19 protein-coding genes and 2 tRNA genes are annotated in these 16312 nt (G+C 60.5%); 12 read left to right on the top strand and 9 right to left on the bottom strand.

Annotated elements, in window-relative coordinates:
- Window positions 1-502: HEAT repeat domain-containing protein (locus Q0520_RS05535; RefSeq protein ID WP_298667439.1), on the top strand; the 502-nt coding region annotated here is incomplete at its 5' end.
- A gap of 47 nt (window positions 503-549) precedes the next feature.
- Window positions 550-4419 carry a DNA-directed DNA polymerase II large subunit gene (locus Q0520_RS05530; RefSeq protein WP_298667437.1) on the top strand — a complete coding sequence of 1290 codons (3870 nt, stop codon included), beginning with the start codon at window positions 550-552 and terminating at the stop codon, window positions 4417-4419.
- On the opposite strand, the gene Q0520_RS05525 is transcribed toward Q0520_RS05530, so the two are convergent.
- Together Q0520_RS05525 and Q0520_RS05520 are read right to left on the bottom strand one after the other, a co-directional pair.
- Window positions 4412-4957: an NYN domain-containing protein gene (locus Q0520_RS05525; RefSeq protein ID WP_298667436.1), complete on the bottom strand. Its 546-nt coding sequence runs from the start codon at window positions 4955-4957 to the stop codon at window positions 4412-4414. The genes Q0520_RS05530 and Q0520_RS05525 overlap by 8 nt on opposite strands.
- 194 nt (window positions 4958-5151) lie before the next feature.
- Window positions 5152-5322, bottom strand: coding sequence for a hypothetical protein (locus tag Q0520_RS05520; protein WP_298667434.1), 171 nt, complete (start codon window positions 5320-5322; stop codon window positions 5152-5154).
- Between the two features lie 398 nt (window positions 5323-5720).
- Here Q0520_RS05520 and Q0520_RS05515 point away from each other — a divergent pair.
- The 8 genes from Q0520_RS05515 (at window position 5721) to Q0520_RS05480 (ending at window position 9102) form a co-directional block, all read left to right on the top strand.
- Window positions 5721-5795 (top strand) — tRNA-Pro (locus Q0520_RS05515).
- A 179-nt stretch (window positions 5796-5974) separates the two neighbouring features.
- Window positions 5975-6799, top strand: a complete 825-nt coding sequence (locus Q0520_RS05510; protein WP_298667433.1) for a MerR family transcriptional regulator — start codon at window positions 5975-5977, stop codon at window positions 6797-6799.
- A 56-nt stretch (window positions 6800-6855) separates the two neighbouring features.
- Window positions 6856-7077, top strand: coding sequence for a hypothetical protein (locus Q0520_RS05505; RefSeq protein WP_298667431.1), 222 nt, complete (start codon window positions 6856-6858; stop codon window positions 7075-7077).
- A 123-nt stretch (window positions 7078-7200) separates the two neighbouring features.
- A complete protein-coding gene (locus tag Q0520_RS05500) occupies window positions 7201-7536 on the top strand; it encodes a cupin domain-containing protein (RefSeq protein WP_298667430.1) in 336 nt (111 codons plus the stop codon).
- A 5-nt stretch (window positions 7537-7541) separates the two neighbouring features.
- Window positions 7542-7820, top strand: coding sequence for an NAC family transcription factor (locus tag Q0520_RS05495; RefSeq protein ID WP_298667429.1), 279 nt, complete (start codon window positions 7542-7544; stop codon window positions 7818-7820).
- A gap of 5 nt (window positions 7821-7825) precedes the next feature.
- Window positions 7826-8272, top strand: a complete 447-nt coding sequence (locus Q0520_RS05490) for a C-GCAxxG-C-C family protein (protein ID WP_298667428.1) — start codon at window positions 7826-7828, stop codon at window positions 8270-8272.
- A gap of 16 nt (window positions 8273-8288) precedes the next feature.
- Window positions 8289-8981: a protein-S-isoprenylcysteine O-methyltransferase gene (locus Q0520_RS05485; RefSeq protein ID WP_298667427.1), complete on the top strand. Its 693-nt coding sequence runs from the start codon at window positions 8289-8291 to the stop codon at window positions 8979-8981.
- A 38-nt stretch (window positions 8982-9019) separates the two neighbouring features.
- Window positions 9020-9102 (top strand) — tRNA-Leu (locus Q0520_RS05480).
- Window positions 9103-9106: 4 nt separating this feature from the next.
- Here Q0520_RS05480 and Q0520_RS05475 read toward each other — a convergent pair.
- From Q0520_RS05475 to Q0520_RS05460, 4 genes are all read right to left on the bottom strand, one after another.
- Window positions 9107-9910 (bottom strand): epoxyqueuosine reductase, encoded by an 804-nt coding sequence (locus Q0520_RS05475; RefSeq protein WP_298667426.1) that lies wholly within the window; start codon window positions 9908-9910, stop codon window positions 9107-9109.
- 362 nt (window positions 9911-10272) lie between these two features.
- Window positions 10273-11310, bottom strand: coding sequence for a hypothetical protein (locus tag Q0520_RS05470; protein WP_298667425.1), 1038 nt, complete (start codon window positions 11308-11310; stop codon window positions 10273-10275).
- 271 nt (window positions 11311-11581) lie between these two features.
- The gene (locus Q0520_RS05465; RefSeq protein ID WP_298667424.1) at window positions 11582-12052 is read right to left on the bottom strand and encodes a hypothetical protein; all 471 of its coding nucleotides are present in this window, start codon (window positions 12050-12052) and stop codon (window positions 11582-11584) included.
- Window positions 12053-12265: 213 nt separating this feature from the next.
- Window positions 12266-12985, bottom strand: coding sequence for a head GIN domain-containing protein (locus Q0520_RS05460; protein ID WP_298667423.1), 720 nt, complete (start codon window positions 12983-12985; stop codon window positions 12266-12268).
- A gap of 193 nt (window positions 12986-13178) precedes the next feature.
- Here Q0520_RS05460 and Q0520_RS05455 point away from each other — a divergent pair, with 193 nt between their 5' ends.
- Together Q0520_RS05455 and eif1A are read left to right on the top strand one after the other, a co-directional pair.
- Window positions 13179-14270 (top strand): DMT family transporter, encoded by a 1092-nt coding sequence (locus Q0520_RS05455; RefSeq protein ID WP_298667422.1) that lies wholly within the window; start codon window positions 13179-13181, stop codon window positions 14268-14270.
- A gap of 124 nt (window positions 14271-14394) precedes the next feature.
- The gene (gene eif1A / locus Q0520_RS05450; protein WP_298667443.1) at window positions 14395-14706 is read left to right on the top strand and encodes a translation initiation factor eIF-1A; all 312 of its coding nucleotides are present in this window, start codon (window positions 14395-14397) and stop codon (window positions 14704-14706) included.
- 22 nt (window positions 14707-14728) lie between these two features.
- Here the strand turns inward: eif1A and Q0520_RS05445 are convergent, their stop codons facing one another.
- The 3 genes from Q0520_RS05445 to Q0520_RS05435 all read right to left on the bottom strand — a co-directional run.
- The gene (locus Q0520_RS05445; RefSeq protein WP_298667421.1) at window positions 14729-15550 is read right to left on the bottom strand and encodes a hypothetical protein; all 822 of its coding nucleotides are present in this window, start codon (window positions 15548-15550) and stop codon (window positions 14729-14731) included.
- A complete protein-coding gene (locus Q0520_RS05440) occupies window positions 15547-15978 on the bottom strand; it encodes a hypothetical protein (RefSeq protein WP_298667420.1) in 432 nt (143 codons plus the stop codon). The genes Q0520_RS05445 and Q0520_RS05440 overlap by 4 nt, the downstream gene beginning before the upstream one ends.
- Window positions 15971-16312: hypothetical protein (locus tag Q0520_RS05435; protein ID WP_298667419.1), on the bottom strand; the 342-nt coding region annotated here is incomplete at its 5' end. The genes Q0520_RS05440 and Q0520_RS05435, both read right to left, overlap by 8 nt.

Below are 16312 nucleotides of genomic sequence, written 5' to 3'. Positions count from 1 at the left end.
CGGATCGCCCGACGGTATCCCGGCCCTCTCCACCCTTGTCGTCGATCCCGACCAGACAGTCCGGTGGAAGGCGGCCGAAGCCCTCGGCGCCGTCGGCGGAGACGCCGCGGTCGCACCCCTTGTCGGGGCCCTCGGTGATGGTGACGAAGACGTCTGCGACGTGGCGACATCCTCCCTTGTCGCGATAGGCGGACCTGCAGTCGAGCCCCTCATCGACGCTCTGCGGATGAAGGAGCGCTGGTTCTGTGCTGTGGCGGCGCTCGGGGAGATAGGGGACGTGGCGGCCCCGGCGCTGCGGTCCGCCCTTTCCCGGAAGAACAGGTGGGTGCGGATCGGGGCGGCGATGATCCTGGCGGAGGAGGGTGACAGGCAGGGGACTGACGCCCTCATTGCGGCCCTCTCCGACGCCGACCCCGACGTGCGGGACGCGGCTCGCGAGATCCTGGAGGTGGGGCTGAAAAAAGGTTCTGAAGGCGGGAAAAACCAGAATTCCCCTGTATAAAAGGTCGGGCAAAAACATCTTTGTCTCATCCCTCCCATTGTATCCTCATGGTTGCGGTCTCCCCGGCGATGGCCGAGTACTTCAAAAGGCTTGAGGCAAACCTCAACGTCGCCCTGAAGGTCGCGGAGGCGGCGCGTGCGGAGGGGTACGACCCCACGACCGAGGTCGAGATCCCGCGGGCGAACGATATCGGCGACCGTGTCGAGGCCCTGATCGGGATCAAGGGCGTCGCCCAGAGGATCCGGGACCTTGAGGCCGGGATGTCGCGGGAAGAGGTCGCCCTCAAGATAGGCGACGATTTCGTGGCCAAGACATTCGGGGAGACAACACGCGAAGAGATCGCCGACCACGCCATCAGGACCTCGATGGGCCTCCTGACAGAAGGCGTGGTGGCGGCGCCGACTGAAGGGATAGCAAAGGTCTCTATCGGCAAGAACGACGACGGCACCGAGTACCTGAAGATCTATTATGCCGGGCCGATCCGCTCTGCAGGCGGCACGGCGCAGGCCCTCTCCGTGCTCGTCGGCGACTATGTCCGCCGGGGGATCGGGATCGACCGGTACAAGCCCAGGCCCGAGGAGGTGGACAGGTACGTCGAGGAACTCCAGCAGTACAACAACATCCAGTCAATGCAGTACATGCCGAGCGAGGCCGAGATCAGGCTGATCATCGAGAACTGCCCGGTCTGCATCGACGGCGAACCGACGGAGAGGGAGGAGGTCTCCGGGCACCGGAACCTGGAGCGCGTGGAGACGAACACGGTGCGGGGCGGCATGTGCCTGGTCGTTGCCGAGGGGCTGGCCCTGAAGGCCCCGAAGGTGATGAAGAACGTCAGGAAGATGAAGATGGAGGGGTGGGACTGGCTCCAGCAGGTCATCGACGGCGCCGCCTCGAAGTCGTCCGACGAGGAGGAAGAACCCGGCGTCCACCCGAAGGACAAGTACATCCGCGACCTCATCGGCGGCCGCCCTGTCTTCTCGTACCCCATGCGTCCGGGGGGGTTCCGCCTCAGGTACGGCCGGTCGCGGAACACCGGCTTTGCGGCCGCAGGCTTCAACCCGGCGACCCTCCACATCCTCGGCGATTATCTTGCTGTCGGCACCCAGATGAAGACCGAGAGGCCGGGGAAGGCGGCGGGCGTCGTGCCCGTGGACACGATCGAGGGCCCGACCGTCCTCCTCGCTTCGGGAGAGGTGAGGCGCGTCGACGACGCAGTGGAGGCGAAGCAGGTCATCCCGCAGATCGTCAAGATCCTGGACATCGGCGAGATCCTGATCAGTTATGGCGAGTTCCTGGAGAACAACCACCCCCTCGTCCCCTCCGCCTACTGCGAGGAGTGGTGGCGGCTGGAGGGCGGTACGAAGACGCCGGAGAGCGAGGTGGAGGCGGTCGAGATGGCCCTCTCCGGCATCCCCCTCCACCCGGCGTACACCTGGATCTGGGACGACCTCACGCCCGAGGAGGTCAGGGCCCTCGCAGAGTACGTCTCTGCCCACGGCCGGATCGCGGACGGTGCCCTCAGGGTGAAGAATGACCCCGGGATCAAGCACTCCCTTGAGATCCTCCTCATCCCCCAGACCGTGGAGGGCGACGAGATCGTCCTGCCGACCTACCTCGTCCTCCTGGCCTGTCTTGGCCTCGGCCTCGACCTGAAGATGCGCCCGGCATGGGACGACGCCCCGGTCGGCGGCCCGTCCCTCGCCCTCGTCTCCCACCTCTCCGGCTTCACGATCCGCTCGAAGGCCGGGACGCGGATAGGCGGGCGGATGGGAAGGCCCGGCAAGTCGAAGCCGCGGGAGATGAAACCGGCACCCCATGTCCTCTTCCCTGTCGGCGAGAACGGCGGGTCACGGCGGTCGATCCAGGAGGCCGGGGCCTACAAGGCGCGGAGCAACACCGACGGCGGCACGATCCGGGTGGAGGTCGGGGAGAGGCGCTGTCCAGAGTGCGGCGCGGTGACTTTCAAGAACAAATGCGAGGCGTGCGGCGCCCACACGAGTCCTGTCTACCGCTGTCCCCACTGCAACAGGGAGGTCGCCGCCGCCGTCTGCCCCCAGTGCGGCGGGCAGACTGTCTGCCTCCAGGAACTGGACCTGAACATCAAGGAGGAGTACGCCGCCGCATGTTCCCGCCTCCTGATGCGGGAGGACAGCCTCAAACTTGTGAAGGGGGTCAAGGGCATGATCTCCCGCGACCGGACGATCGAGCCCATGGAGAAGGGGCTGATCCGGGCTTCCCACGACCTGTACGTCTTCAAAGACGGGACGGTCCGCTACGACATGATCGACCTCCCCGTCACCCATTTCCGCCCGCGGGAGGTCGGCGCCCCGGTCGAGAAACTCAGGGAGATCGGCTACACCCTTGACTACAATGGCCAGGACCTCGTCTCCCCCGACCAGATCCTGGAACTGCGCTGCCAGGACATCATGGTCTCGGCCCTCTGCGGCGACTGGCTCCTGAAGGTCTCCCATTACATGGACGACCTGCTGGAGAAATTCTACGGCCTGCCCCGCTTCTACAACGCCGAGAAGCCTTCCGACCTCATCGGCCAGATGCTCATCGGGCTTGCCCCCCACACCTCTGCGGGGGTGCTCTGCCGCCTGATCGGGTTCACGAGGGCGAGCGTCGGCTACGGCCATCCCTTCTTCCACGCCGCAAAGAGGAGGAACTGCTTTGCCGGCGACACCCTGATCCGGGTGCTTGAAGACGGGCGGTGGCGTGAGGTGCCTGTCGGGAAGTTCGTCCTTGAGAACTTCGACGTCTCCCGCCCCGGCCTCGACCATGCCGGCACACACTGGTCTGAGCCGAAGCGGCACTGCGCCGTGCAGGCCGTGGACACGCAGGGCGAGGTCCGCCTCCGCCGGGTGACCGCGGTCTCCGTCCACCGTGCGCCCGACCACCTGATCAGGGTCGAGACCGCCCGCGGCCGGGTCCTCGAGGTGACGCCCGACCACACGATGCTTGTCTGGGAGACTGACTACCTCCGGAAGATCATGGCAATGGAGGTGCGTGCCGGCGACCGCGTGCCTGTGGCGGAGGGCGGGCGGGTGATCGCGGACACAGTCTCCGCGGTGACCCACATCATGTGCCTGGACGAGGCGGTCTACTGCCTCACCGTCGCCGAGGACCACACCCTCGCCGCAAACGGGATCTTCTGCGGCCAGTGCGACGGTGACGAGGACTGCGTGATGCTCCTCCTCGACGGTCTCATCAACTTCTCCCGCTCCTTCCTCCCCGAGACCCGCGGCGGATCGATGGACGCCCCCCTCGTCCTCACCTCCCGCCTCGACCCGAAGGAGGTGGACAAGGAGAGCCACAACGTCGACGTCGTCGACCACTACCCCCTCGAACTCTACGAGGCGGCGCAGCGTTTTGCCCCGCCGAAAGAACTTGAGAAGGTGATCGACCACGTGGACCTCCGCCTGGGCAAACCCTCCCAGTATGAGGGCTTCCGCTTCACCCACGACACCTCGGACATCTCCGCCGGACCTCTGGAGTCGACCTACACCGTCCTCGGCACCATGCTTGAGAAGATGGAGGCCGAACTCGAACTCGGCGACAAGATCAGGGCGGTGGACGTCGACGACGTGGCCGAGCGCGTCCTGAACACCCACTTCATCCGCGACCTGATGGGCAACCTCAGGGCCTTCGCCTCCCAGACGGTGCGGTGCACGAAGTGCGGCCAGAAGTACCGCCGCATGCCCCTCGCCGGCAAGTGCACGAAGTGCGGCGGCAAGGTGAACCCGACCGTCCACGAGGCCTCGGTGAAGAAGTACCTGGATATGTCGAAGAAGATGTGCGAGAAGTACGCCATATCCGAGTACACGAAGCAGCGCGTCGAGGTGCTGGACAAGGCGATCCTCTCGACCTTCGGGGAAGAGAAGGAAAAACAGCTGGGTCTTGCTGATTTTATGTGAAGTGGTTGTTCTCTCTTCTCACCTTTTCAAAGAACGCTTGATCCATCTCATACCGTTCGTCGACGGCTGAAAGCAGTTCGTTATGTACCGTCCCTTTTGAGTAGTACAATGTGGTGATAACGCCTGCTTCTTTTGCCGCCTCGATTGCTGGAACGAAATCGCTGTCTCCTGTCACGACCACGGCGTATCCGATCTGGTGTGACCAGCTGAGCCTCACAAGTTCGACCGCAAGCAGGATGTCGACTCTTTTCTGCTCGAACGTCCCGTCGCTGTTTTTTTTGAGTTTGCCGAGCCTCATCTGGAAACGCGGTAAACTTTCAATTATGTCTCTGAATTTGCAATACTGTGCGTACTTCACTTTTTCATCGTACTGTGGCGGGTCGCTCTGGTACGGCATGCAGTCATAGAAATATGTCCGCAGACGCTCTCTGCCCCTGCAGACATCAGTTGAATATTTTAAAAAGTCTATCCTCGTTCCTTTCGGGACAACTTTGGATAGATATCCGTTATCGATGAAAACAGCCACTCTCTCTGGCATGTTGAGTGAAAGAACTCAGAAAAAGAAGAAACTATCGTCCTGATCCTGGACGATAGCGTGTATAACAGTACTTCCTCTCCATTAATCACATATAAAGGTTGTCCGTGAGCCGTCTCTGGTTACGTCACGACGTCTCTCTCATCGAACGGAAACATTCTCCTGAAGATTGCGTCCCCATCACCTGCGACTCTTATTCATGGCGTCCTCCTGTACAGAAATACAAACTCCTTTCCCGTCGCCCTCTTCTCCACATATCCCTGTTCGGCCAGGTGCAAAAGGTCGCTCCTCGCCGTCCCACAGGCGACCCGGACGGTCTCCCTCCCCTCCCTGACGGTCACCGGCCTTTCGGGATGCTTCATCATCATCTTCAGGATATCCACCTGCCTGAGATTCAGGTTCCCGGCATGCTCCTCCTGCTGTTCCCTGATATAGGCGCGGACATCCTCGACGGCCTTCCCTGATATCTGTATCTATCAGTATGTGACAAATTGATAGATTGTGATATGTCCCGCGCGATTCCTTCCGGCCATCGAATTCCGAACCCTGTTAGGTTTTTCAATTCTCGCCCTGCCTTTCCCCTCACGCATGCGCACACCCGGCAGGCGGGCGGCGGTGTCTCTCTCCCCCCCCTGAATGTCCCCTGATCCCGGCCAGACCGGGCCCTCCCCCTGCTCACGAACAGAATCCCTCAAATACTGTGAGCACACACCTATAATGCACTCTTTGAGGTGTACGGATGTATCCTGCACCGCGGGGAGGATATGGGATCGTAGGGTAGCCTGGTCCATCCTAGGGCGTTCGGGACGCTCTGACCTGAGTTCAAATCTCAGCGATCCCATCCATTCTCATTGATGCCCTCTCTTCTCTGGTATCATCTGTCGGTAGCCGTGCCCGCAGAGATCTGTTCTTATATCCTCGTGCCGATGATCCGCGGGAGCAGCGGCGCCGCCCTGATCCTTCCCCCGGGGCAGACTGCGGCATATGATGACAGACGGCCGCCCACTCTCAGGTAGTACCATGACCATCGACCAGATCCCCATCGGGACATTCTCGCGGACCGTGTACCTCACCCAGAAGGCCCTCCGCCTCTACGACAGGAAGGGCCTCCTGGTGCCCGGGGCAAAGGACCCGATCACAGGCTACCGCAACTACACCATCGGGCAACTCGAGGCGGCGGTGCGGATCAGGACCCTTGCCGGACTTGGCTTCTCTCTCGAAGAGATGAAGGCGGCCCTCGATGGCGACGACGGCGTGGACATGGTGGAGAGGCGCCTTGCCGCGGTGCGGCAGGAGATGGCGCATCTCAAGAAGGTCGAGGAGGTGCTGCGTGCCAGGCCCTCCCTCCAGGAGTTGTTTGCAATGTCGCTGTCTGAACCAGCCATCAAGGAGATCCCCGCTCTGCGGGTGATCAGCAGGAGAGAGAAGGGGACTTATGAGGACGTCTGTCACCGTCTCATCGGGGAACTGATGGCCGCCGCGTTCAGTCCGGAAAACCGGCGGAACGGCGTGCGGATCGCCGGCCCGGTGATGATGCTCTGTCACGACGAGGAGTACAGGGAGGCCGACGCCGACATCGAGGTGGCGGTCCCGGTCGCAGGCCGGGTCAGCGTCGGCGAAGAGGTGGAGGTGAAGACCCTCCCTCAGGTGCAGGTTGTCTCCGTCCTCCATACCGGCCCGTATTACAACCTCAACCTCGCCTATGGCAGGATCCTGGAATACGCCGGGGCGCACGACCTCGCCCTCCAGGGCCCCGACAGGGAACTCTACTACAACAACCCGCAGGAGGTACCGCCCGAAGAGCTCAGGACAGAGGTGCAGTACCCCATCCTGCGGGCAGACTGAATCCCTCTTTTTTTCCTCCCGAAGGGTTGATATGCAGCGGCCGCATGGGGAGGACCATGGATGAGATCACCGGTGCAAATAAGATGATGAACGGCGTCCTTGTCGAATACCGACGGGGTGGCCTCTCTCAGATTGTCGGATTCACCTACGAAGACCTCATCGCGATGGAGATCAACGTCCTCGACCTCATCGAACACCCCCGGGACTATGAGGTCGACCCCGAGGGGAAGGCGATCTTCCCCTGTCCGTCGAAGTGCCAGAGGCCGCCGGCCAGGTAAGAGGGACGGCCTTCTCCTGCCGTGTCCCCACGGGGCGCGGGGCGGACGGAGGATCACGGACCCCTTTCAAGGACCGGTGACGGCAGTATTTTATCTGCTGGCGTGAAAGTGCCTGCTATGACCATGGGCGAAGAAAAACGTGCCGAACTGAAAGGAAAGGTCCTCCGACTGAAGGACCTCGTCGAGTACCAGGACGGGACGGTGGCAAGCCGGATGATCGTCAACAGGCCGGCAGGGAGCATCACCCTCTTCTCCTTCGACGAGGACGAGGGCCTCTCCGAACACACGGCGCCGTACGATGCCGTGGTGACGATCCTCGACGGCGAGTGCGAGGTCTGGCTTGCCGGGGAGACGCACCAGATGAAAGAGGGGGAGACGATCATCTTCCCGGCGAACGCCCCCCACGCCCTCTCCGCGGTGACGCGGTTCAAGATGATGCTGACCATGATCAGGGAGTGAGAGCAATGCCGGACGAAGGGAAGTACTGCCCCATCTGCGGCGGCGTCGTGCCCGAGGGCCCGGGGATCAGGACGATCCTGGTCGATGGCAAGGCGACAGGGATCGACCAGCTCGACCGCATCCTCGGCGATGTGGCCGCCCTCGGCCTCAACCAGGAGGAGGAGATCAGGGAAGAACTCCTGAGACGGGTGAAGGCGTTCAACTATGTCCCGACGAAGAAGACCGCCGCCTATGCCGATGCGTTGATGGCCGAATACCGGCGGGTATCGGCCCGGCGGAAGTGATGCGGATGTCTGACCGATCTGATCGGGCTGTGCAGGCTTTCTCCGGCGGCCTGAACTGTGCGCAGGCCGTCGCCACTGCGTTTGCCGGGGACTATGGCATGGACGAGGCCGTGGTCAGAAAATTTGCATGTGGTTTCGGCGGTGGTCTTTCCCACACCGGCAGGACCTGTGGGGCGGTGAGCGGCGCTGTCCTTGTCCTCGGCCTCGCCCTCGGCACCGCCGTGCCCGGCGACAGGGAGGGGAAGGAGCGGTGCTACGCACTGGTGCGTGAGTTCCTCCGCCGTTTCGGCGACCGCCACGGGTCGGTGGACTGCACCGCTCTCGTGGGCTACGACCTCTCCGATCCCCGCGGCCTTGAGGCTGCGAGAAAGGCCGGCGTCTTTTCCACGCGCTGCACCCTCTACGTGCGGGACGCGGTTGAGATACTTGAGGATATTCTGAAAGATTCCTGAGATTGCCGGTCCCGGCATGCGGGACTGTGCGTTCGTCTGGCGGCTGTACCCGATGCGGAGATGGTATATGCCGGGTGTGCATGATGGCGGTGCGACGGACAGAGGTGTTGTACAGGTGGCAGGGATGTCGGTCTGGACGGCGTGCTATCTCGGCGGCCTTGGCATAGGCTCTCTCATCAGGGCCGCATATGGCAGGGGCCTGCGGGAGAGGGGAGACCCTGACCTCTGGTCAGACCCCCTCGACACGGCCCTCATGGCCCTGGGCGGCCTTGGCATCCTCGTCTTACCTCTCGTGTACGCCTTCACCCCCCTCCTCTCCTTTGCCGACTACCGCCTCCCCGACGCCGCCGGCGTTGCAGGAGCCTTCATCTTTGCCACCGCCCTCCTCATCTTCTGGCGCTCCCACGCCGACCTGGGGGAGAACTGGTCGCCGGTCCCGACTGTCTCCGCCGGGCAGAACCTTGTCACCACCGGTGTCTACAGCCGCATCCGCCACCCGATGTACCTTGCGCACCTCCTCTGGGCGCTCGCCCTCCCCTTCCTCCTCTGGAATGGCGTCGCCGGGTGGGCAATGCTCGTCGCCGTCGTCCCCCTTATCCTCCGGCGTATGCCGCGGGAGGAGGCGATGATGATCGACCATTTCGGGGAGGAGTACAGGGCTTACATGGCGAGGACAGGGCGTCTCGTCCCCCGCCCGGAGTGGCGATAGGTATTCAAGGAGGCCGAGCGAAAAATCATCTGCACCGTGCGAGAGTAGCCAAGTGGCCAACGGCGAGTGACTCAAGATCACTTCCCGCAGGGGTTCGTCGGTTCGATTCCGGCCTCTCGCATCTATTATTTCGTCCCGTACGACCGCACATGTTCCCATGCCCGCTCCAGGTCGGGCCGCCGTGAAGGGTCGCTGTAGATGCCGATGTTCTTCCTGCCATAGAGGTCACGGTCCCGCCCTACCGGGCAGACCTTGACGCATATCCCGCAGGGGGCGAGGTGGCGCTTCTCAAGCCGGGCGCTGTTCTCGGCGCAAGCCTTTTTATCGGTGAGGGCCGCGGGGTACCCGCCCTCGCCGAGGGCCGAGGCCGGACACATCCGCACGCAGGCCATGCAGCGGGTGCAGAGGTCTCCCTCCATGAGAGGGTCGGGCGGGAGTTCGGCGGCGGTGATCACGGACCCGAAGCGCACCCGCGGGCCGTATCCGGGTGTCAGGAGCATGTTGTTCACCCCGAAAGTCCCGAGTCCGGCGAGGAAGGCGGCGTGGCGGTGGGAGAAGAAAGCGACCGGCTTTTCGAGGAGGACGTCGATGCCCGTGTAGCCGTCACGCGGCACGAAGACGGACGGATACCCGCGTTCGACGAGATATGCGGCGATCCGGTAGGTGTACTGGTCGAGGAGAGTGTTCACTGTCCGGTAGAGTTCCCTGTACCAGATCGACGGGGCGGTCTCGATGACAGGCAGGGAGACGGGCAGGCCGATCACGACCACCGACCTGGCCTCTGGAAAGATCGATTGCGGGTAGAATGCCTCCGGCATCCAGGGCCGGAAGGGTGGGTCCTCCCATCTCCGTACATCTGCCACGCCCACGAGGGGGATCTCCATCGCCCTGCACCTCTCCCGTATTGCCTGCACCAGTCCGTCTGTCATAGTCTGTGGACCTCCTGTTCGGTGCCCGCCGATATCAATAGCCGCTTTTTGTACAGGTGACGAACTCCTGTCTCGCATACATCGTACCTGTACAACGCCCCTATCCCCCCCATACGCACGTCTTGAAAGGAACTCTCCTGGACAAAAAAATACTCTTTGCCGGATTGTACCGGTATCGCAGAGACGGAAGAATGGGACTGTGACGCGACGGGACGATTTTCTGGACCCCCTGAAGGGAGGAGTATGGGAGGTCGTCGTCCCGAAGGAGGCAGTGACAGAAGTTCTGGACGACGGGTGGAATCTCTCTCCGGTCAATGTCCCGTCCCTGGTCCCGGAAAAATACTTTTTCCCGCTTCCGATCTTTATATCGCCGATCCCTTCCCCCGGCTTGAGAGGTAATAGAACATCACAAGTTCGATCCCTTCGAGGTATGCTCCGATATCTACGGAGTGGATCAATTTCCCGATCTCAAGGACCCTCGCCCTGTTCTGTTCCCAGTCCTGGAAGAGGTTCTCTTCGACGCGTTTTTCCGTGAGACGGGCGATGACCTCCCTCTTCTTCTCTTCCCGACCGATCGCCTTCAGGTCTGCCGGCCTGATAATACCCGTACTCATTCCATAACCGACGACACCTGAGGTCACGTCTTCGTCCCTCACTTCTCTTTTCCAGGTGCTGACGCAGTTCCCGATCCTGCTCATCTGCTGGGCATGCCAGATCGCCTCGCGCAGTTTCGGGGCCTCTTCGATGTCGAGGGATGGGGAGAAGACCGCGTCGATATCGGCAAAGATGTAGAACATCATCGTATGCGAGGTGTAGATCCTGCTCTCCGTGATGTTCATGAGTTCGGGGTGCGTGTTGACAAGATAAGCATAGGCAAATGAGTTCCAGGTCTGCTTGAGGTCGTAGTAGAGGGCGGTTCTGAACTCATCCCACCGCGGTCCGGCGGCGAGGACGTCATGGGCGGTGCTGAGTGTGTCCCTGACCAGCACGGCGCGGAGGTATCCCTTCTCGCTGAGATCATCGGGGATGGCCCCCTCTCCGTCAAGAGGGATCGTCAGGATGGCGTCCAGCAGGTGTCTGTCCTTCAGGGTGTCGGAAACATCGTCGATGAAGGTCGCCGCCATGCCGAGAAGGGATTTTGCCAGTGCTGCATTCCTGCGATATTTTTCAGGTACCGACGAGAGCATGAATCCGGGTTTCCTGGCATACTGGAGGTCCCAACACCATTTCCAGAGGAAGACATCTCTTTCTCCTCCCATCTCCTCATATCTCCGGGCAAACTCTGTGAGTTCCGGGGGGAGATCGACCGCATAGATCTTCGCTGCAAATGAATCCTCTTCCATCTGACTGCGGGCTATCAGGTCTTCGATACGGGGGGTGGGGGTGTTCGTAGCGTTCATACTCGGCGATGGTCTTCGTAATATATATCTGTTCCAATTGTTATCCGTGCATTTCTTTCTGTTTTTTTCCCTGAATCGCTCTTTAGAATGCCTCTCCTGTCTTTGACATCTCCTCTCTCCCTCTTTCTTCAAGCCCTGCGAGAAGTTCGCAGGCTTCCTTTTTACGGCCAACTTCCCGGAAGAAAATAGGTGCCTGCTGTCGGGGAAACTGTATCAATCGTCCGCGGCATTGCCGGTGAGAGAGTGGTAGATCAGAGAAGAGCGAAAGGTGTTATGGGGGCGGCGGCACTCTCCTCAACCAGACTTCCCTCCAGTAACAGAAACAGGAACGGTCGCACCCGTCATAAGCCGTGCCGTCACAGAGTGCCCCTTCAAGGAAGACAGTCGGGGTCATGATCTTCCTCATCTCCCCTGTCGTCTCCAGCATGATCTTCTCGACTCGCTTGAAGACCCTGAACCTCTGTCCGCAGAACTTGTCCATGCCGCGCATGAAAAAAAGTCCTTTATGCCTCCCGTTCTCGTCAAGAGTGACTGATATCTCTTCGAAAGGCTTGACCTCGACCCAGTCGCCGGGCTGGAGGTCCAGGTTCTCGTCCTGGTAGGACACTGCTCCCGCTTTTCGCGGTCCTGTCAGCGTGAGCGTGACGCCATGGCATATATAGGGCATGTTCTTCATGAAAGGTGCCAGGAACGGATACCTGTGCGTTGCCGCAAGGATTGAGTGGTTCCATTTCCGTACCAACGTTTTTTTCGCGTCAGATTCTTCGGCAGAAACTGTTGCCGGTATCACACTCCAGTAAGAAAAATGACAATGTGGTTCTTTTCTGGTCATCGTATCTGCTTCACCCCGTTTTTACAGTAAGATTGGATTATTTAATTGGCACGGGGTGAATTGTTACTCACAATATATTAGCCTTTTTATGGTGCTGCCTGCCCTGATCCTTGCTCTCCATTCCTATCCAGCGTGCACCACGCCCCCCGACCCTGTGACCTCCTGCGTCAGGTGTGCAGGGTTGCCCTTGTAGAGTATCATTCCGCTGCCCGAGATGACTGCGTCCAGATCGTCGGTCGCAAAGACCTCTGCAATCCCTGACCCCTCTATCGTAACCTTTGAATGGTTGGTCTCAAGGTCGAATGCCGCTACCCTCCCGGACCCGTCGACGACTGTTGTGTGGTTTGTTGCCTTTCCCCGGAGGAGAGTGCTCCCCGACCCGGAAATGGTCGATGCGATCTCGGTCGTATTCACCCGGAGGTCAATGGACCCTGACCCGCTGACCCCGGTTTCCAGGTTCTCAGACCTGATCTCGTTCTCGCTGATGACAGACCCCGACCCGCTCACCGATATCCCCCTGACCTCGTCAGTCGTGACCCTGATGATGACGGGTTGCGTGCTCCTGATGCATTGTTCGTTGTCTATGGTCAGGACGCCGTCGGTGACCTCTGTCTGCATGAGGGGGAGGATATTGTCCTCGGCCTCGATCTGTATAGAGGCCGGTGCACCCTGTGTCAGGTAGACCGTGCCGATGGTGGCCAGGTCCACGCTATGGAAGGGTTCGACTGTTCTCGTCTCTGAGACAACATTCCCTGAACCACCGATACAGGGTGCAAACTGTGTACACCCTGCGATCAATGCCGCCGAGAGGATGAGGACGAATGCGCAATATATGTTGTTCACGTGCCGTGCCTCCGCGTATCTTCATCCGTTTATCCCATCGCCTATAGAATAATATCCCGGTCTTTCGGTACAGGTGCGCTCTGTGCATGCCGGTGTCTCTCTGTGGCATATATCCTGCCTCTTTTGGTACATCGAGGCCGTATCGCCCGCCATCTATATGTCCCTCCCTGCCGATGTATGAGATACTATTCCTATGGTCGCCCCCTCACGTCTGCCCTACATCTATGCACTTATTGCCGCCCTCCTCTTTGGTTGCGGCGCCCCTGTCGCGAAGGTCCTCCTGGGTGACATCGGGCCCGTCACCCTTGCCGGGCTCTTTTACCTCGGGAGCGGGAGCGGTGTCGCCGCCTATCTCCTCGCCTGCCGGGTCCTCGGCCATGACAGGAACGGGTCCGAGGCGGCGCTCAGGCTGGCCGATATCCCCTGGATTATCGGGATCGTCCTCTGCGGCGGGTTTCTCGCCCCGGTCACCCTGATGCTCAGCCTGCAGTCGACCCCGGCGGCGACCGCCTCCCTCCTCCTCAACTTCGAGGCGGTGGCGACAGCGGTCATTGCGGCGATCGTCTTCGGCGAAGCTGTCGGAAAGCGGACCTGGGGGGCGCTCGGACTGATCACCGCATCCTGTATCATCCTCTCCTGGGAGTCGGGCGGAGTCGAGGGTTTCTCTCTTGCGGCCTTCGGTATCCTCCTTGCCTGCACCTTCTGGGGGATGGACAACAACTTCAGCAGGAATGTATCGGCAAAGGACCCCATCCCGACCGTGGCGGTGAAGGGCCTCGGGGCAGGTCTTCTCTCCCTGACCCTCGCCCACGTCCTCGGTGAAACTCTGCCGGCACCCGGTACCTGCCTCCTTGCGATGCTGGTCGGTTTTCTCAGTTATGGCGGTCTTGTCAGCGTCCTCTTCCTCCTCTCCCTGCGGAGCGTGGGGACGGCACGGACGGGATCGATCCTTGCGATCGCACCCTTCTTCGGTGTTACTGCAGCGTTCTTCCTCTTTGAAGCACCCTTTGACGTTGCATTCTACCTTGCCCTGCCTGTAATGGCGATGGGAGCGTACCTCCTCGTCACCGAGCGCCACTCCCACCTCCACCACCACGAGGCGATGGTGCACGAGCACCGCCACAGGCACGACGACCTCCACCACGACCACGAGCACCCGCCGGGCACGCCCCCTCTCGACAGGTACGGATACCACTCCCATCCCCACGCCCACGTCGAGATGTGGCACGACCACCCCCATGTCCCCGACATCCACCACCGTCACCGTCACGGGGGTGAAGAATAATGACATCGCCGGTTTTTCCGTCTTCCCGGGCGGGAAAACTGGTGTGCATATCCTGAAAGATACTCTTATATCCTCTCAGCAGAAAAGGTTGCAGAACACAGACGAAAAGTATGGAGTTGATTCCCTGAGAAATTTCAAAGATAATAATAGTGGGCCTGATGGGGAGATCATACGGGTCCGTCTCCCGAACAAGAGGAACAAGGAGATGTTTGCAAGCGCGGAGTTGATGCTCGGCGCAAACCATATCCGGGTCAGGTGCTTTGACGGCACGACCCGTGTCGGCCGGATCAAGGGCAAGATCAAGAAGCGTGTCTGGATCCGCGAGGGCGATACCCTGATCGTCACCCCATGGGACTTCCAGGAAGACAAGTGCGATATCATATACCGCTACACCAGGCCACAGGTCGACTGGCTCCGCGGTCACGGATATCTCTGAAAAAAGATACTATTCTGGTGCCTCAGATGGAGAGCACCTGGATCTCGTATTTTTTGATGATCAGGCGGTTCACGCCGGTCATCTGATAGGTTTTGTCATTGACCTCGTTCATCCCGAGGCTGCCGGTGAGGTAGTTCTCCCAGGCCTTCGAGAAGTCCAGGGTTTGATCTGTCGGGGTGATGTAGGTGACCTTCACCGTCTCCCCTGATGCGAAGGACTCTATGTGCGGCGGGGCCGTTGGCACGAGTTGCAGCCGTACGTCCCCCATGCCTGTCCTCGCCATGGGCGTGGTCGTATTGAGGGCGACAAGGTTGATCACCAGTGTCTTCTTTCCGTTGGCGTCGTCGGTGTACCACCGCGGTTCCGCGATCATCGCCGACCCGCCTGCCTGCGCCCTGATCACCGCACCGTTTTCGAGGGCGATGGTGGCGTCCTGGCCGTCTGAGGTGTAGACGAGCATGCCGGGGGAGAAGGGGGTAAGTCCTTCTTTTCCTATCGCTATGTTCGCCGTGTCGTTGGCACTTCCATCAATTTTTATCGCCTCTATCTTGAATCGCTCTCCAGTGTTGGTTGCGTTCACCACCGCAAGCGACCCGCCGTTCACCTGCAGGGCGGTCTCCTTGTACGGGACGCTCTTGAAACAGAGGGCTTTGATGTCGTTCTGCAGCACCACCATCGTCTGCTCCATGTTCCGCACGTCTGCGTTGCTCTGCTGTTGCGTGAGCATCGGGTAGCCGTACAGGGTGATCAGGGCGATGCCGGTCAGCACCAGTCCGAAGATAAGGATGAATCCGATTGCCTCGGATACCCCCTCGCTGTTCTCGATCTCAAATCTTTTCATCATTCAAACCCCCGTGAGTCATAGGTGAGCCTGTTTATCCCGCTGCCTGTCGTGCTCCCGGTCACGCCCATCGTCGCCCCGATGCCGGCGATGGAGATGGTGCTCGTGATGCCGTCCCGCGAGACGACGACCTTCTGGTCGCCGAGATCCTCCTTCATCTCCACGAAGTAGTCCTGCCCGGCGACGTCGTCGGGGATGTCGAAGTCGGTGGTGATCGTGCCGGTGTCGGGGGCGATCACGTAGATGTCCACGATTCTCGTCGAGATGCCGTTCCCGACATCGACGAAGGAGTGGTAGGCGAGTTTGTCTGAGGGCCCCTGCATGAAGATGGCGTTTGTCGCGAAGATCGTGACGATCAGGAGGACCATCAGGATGCCGGTGATGGTGACATACTCCACCAGGTTTGTCACGCCGCTCTCGTCGTCACACATATGTGGTCTCATTGTAGGCCGTCACCCCGTTGTTGAAGTTTATCTGGACCTGCGCGTAGGTCTTTTCGGAGATCTTTACACTTGTGTTCGTTATGTCCACGACAGCGTTTTTTCGTGCAAGGGAGAGGGCTTCGATGTCCTTTGTGAGGTCTTCGGTAAGATCGCCGGCGCCGGCGATATCGATCACCTCGCTCCTGAGGTCCCTGATATCGTTCTTCGGGAACTCGAGCACGCCCTCGGCCGTCGTCTGGCCGACCAGAGTCGCCTGGTTGACCACCAGGGCGAGGAAGAAGAAACCCACGGCGATGATGAAGCCCATCATCACGATCCACTG

The sequence above is a fragment of the uncultured Methanofollis sp. genome (assembly GCF_937919355.1).
GTDB lineage: Archaea > Halobacteriota > Methanomicrobia > Methanomicrobiales > Methanofollaceae > Methanofollis.
This window is presented reverse-complemented; position numbering and strand designations above follow the sequence as displayed.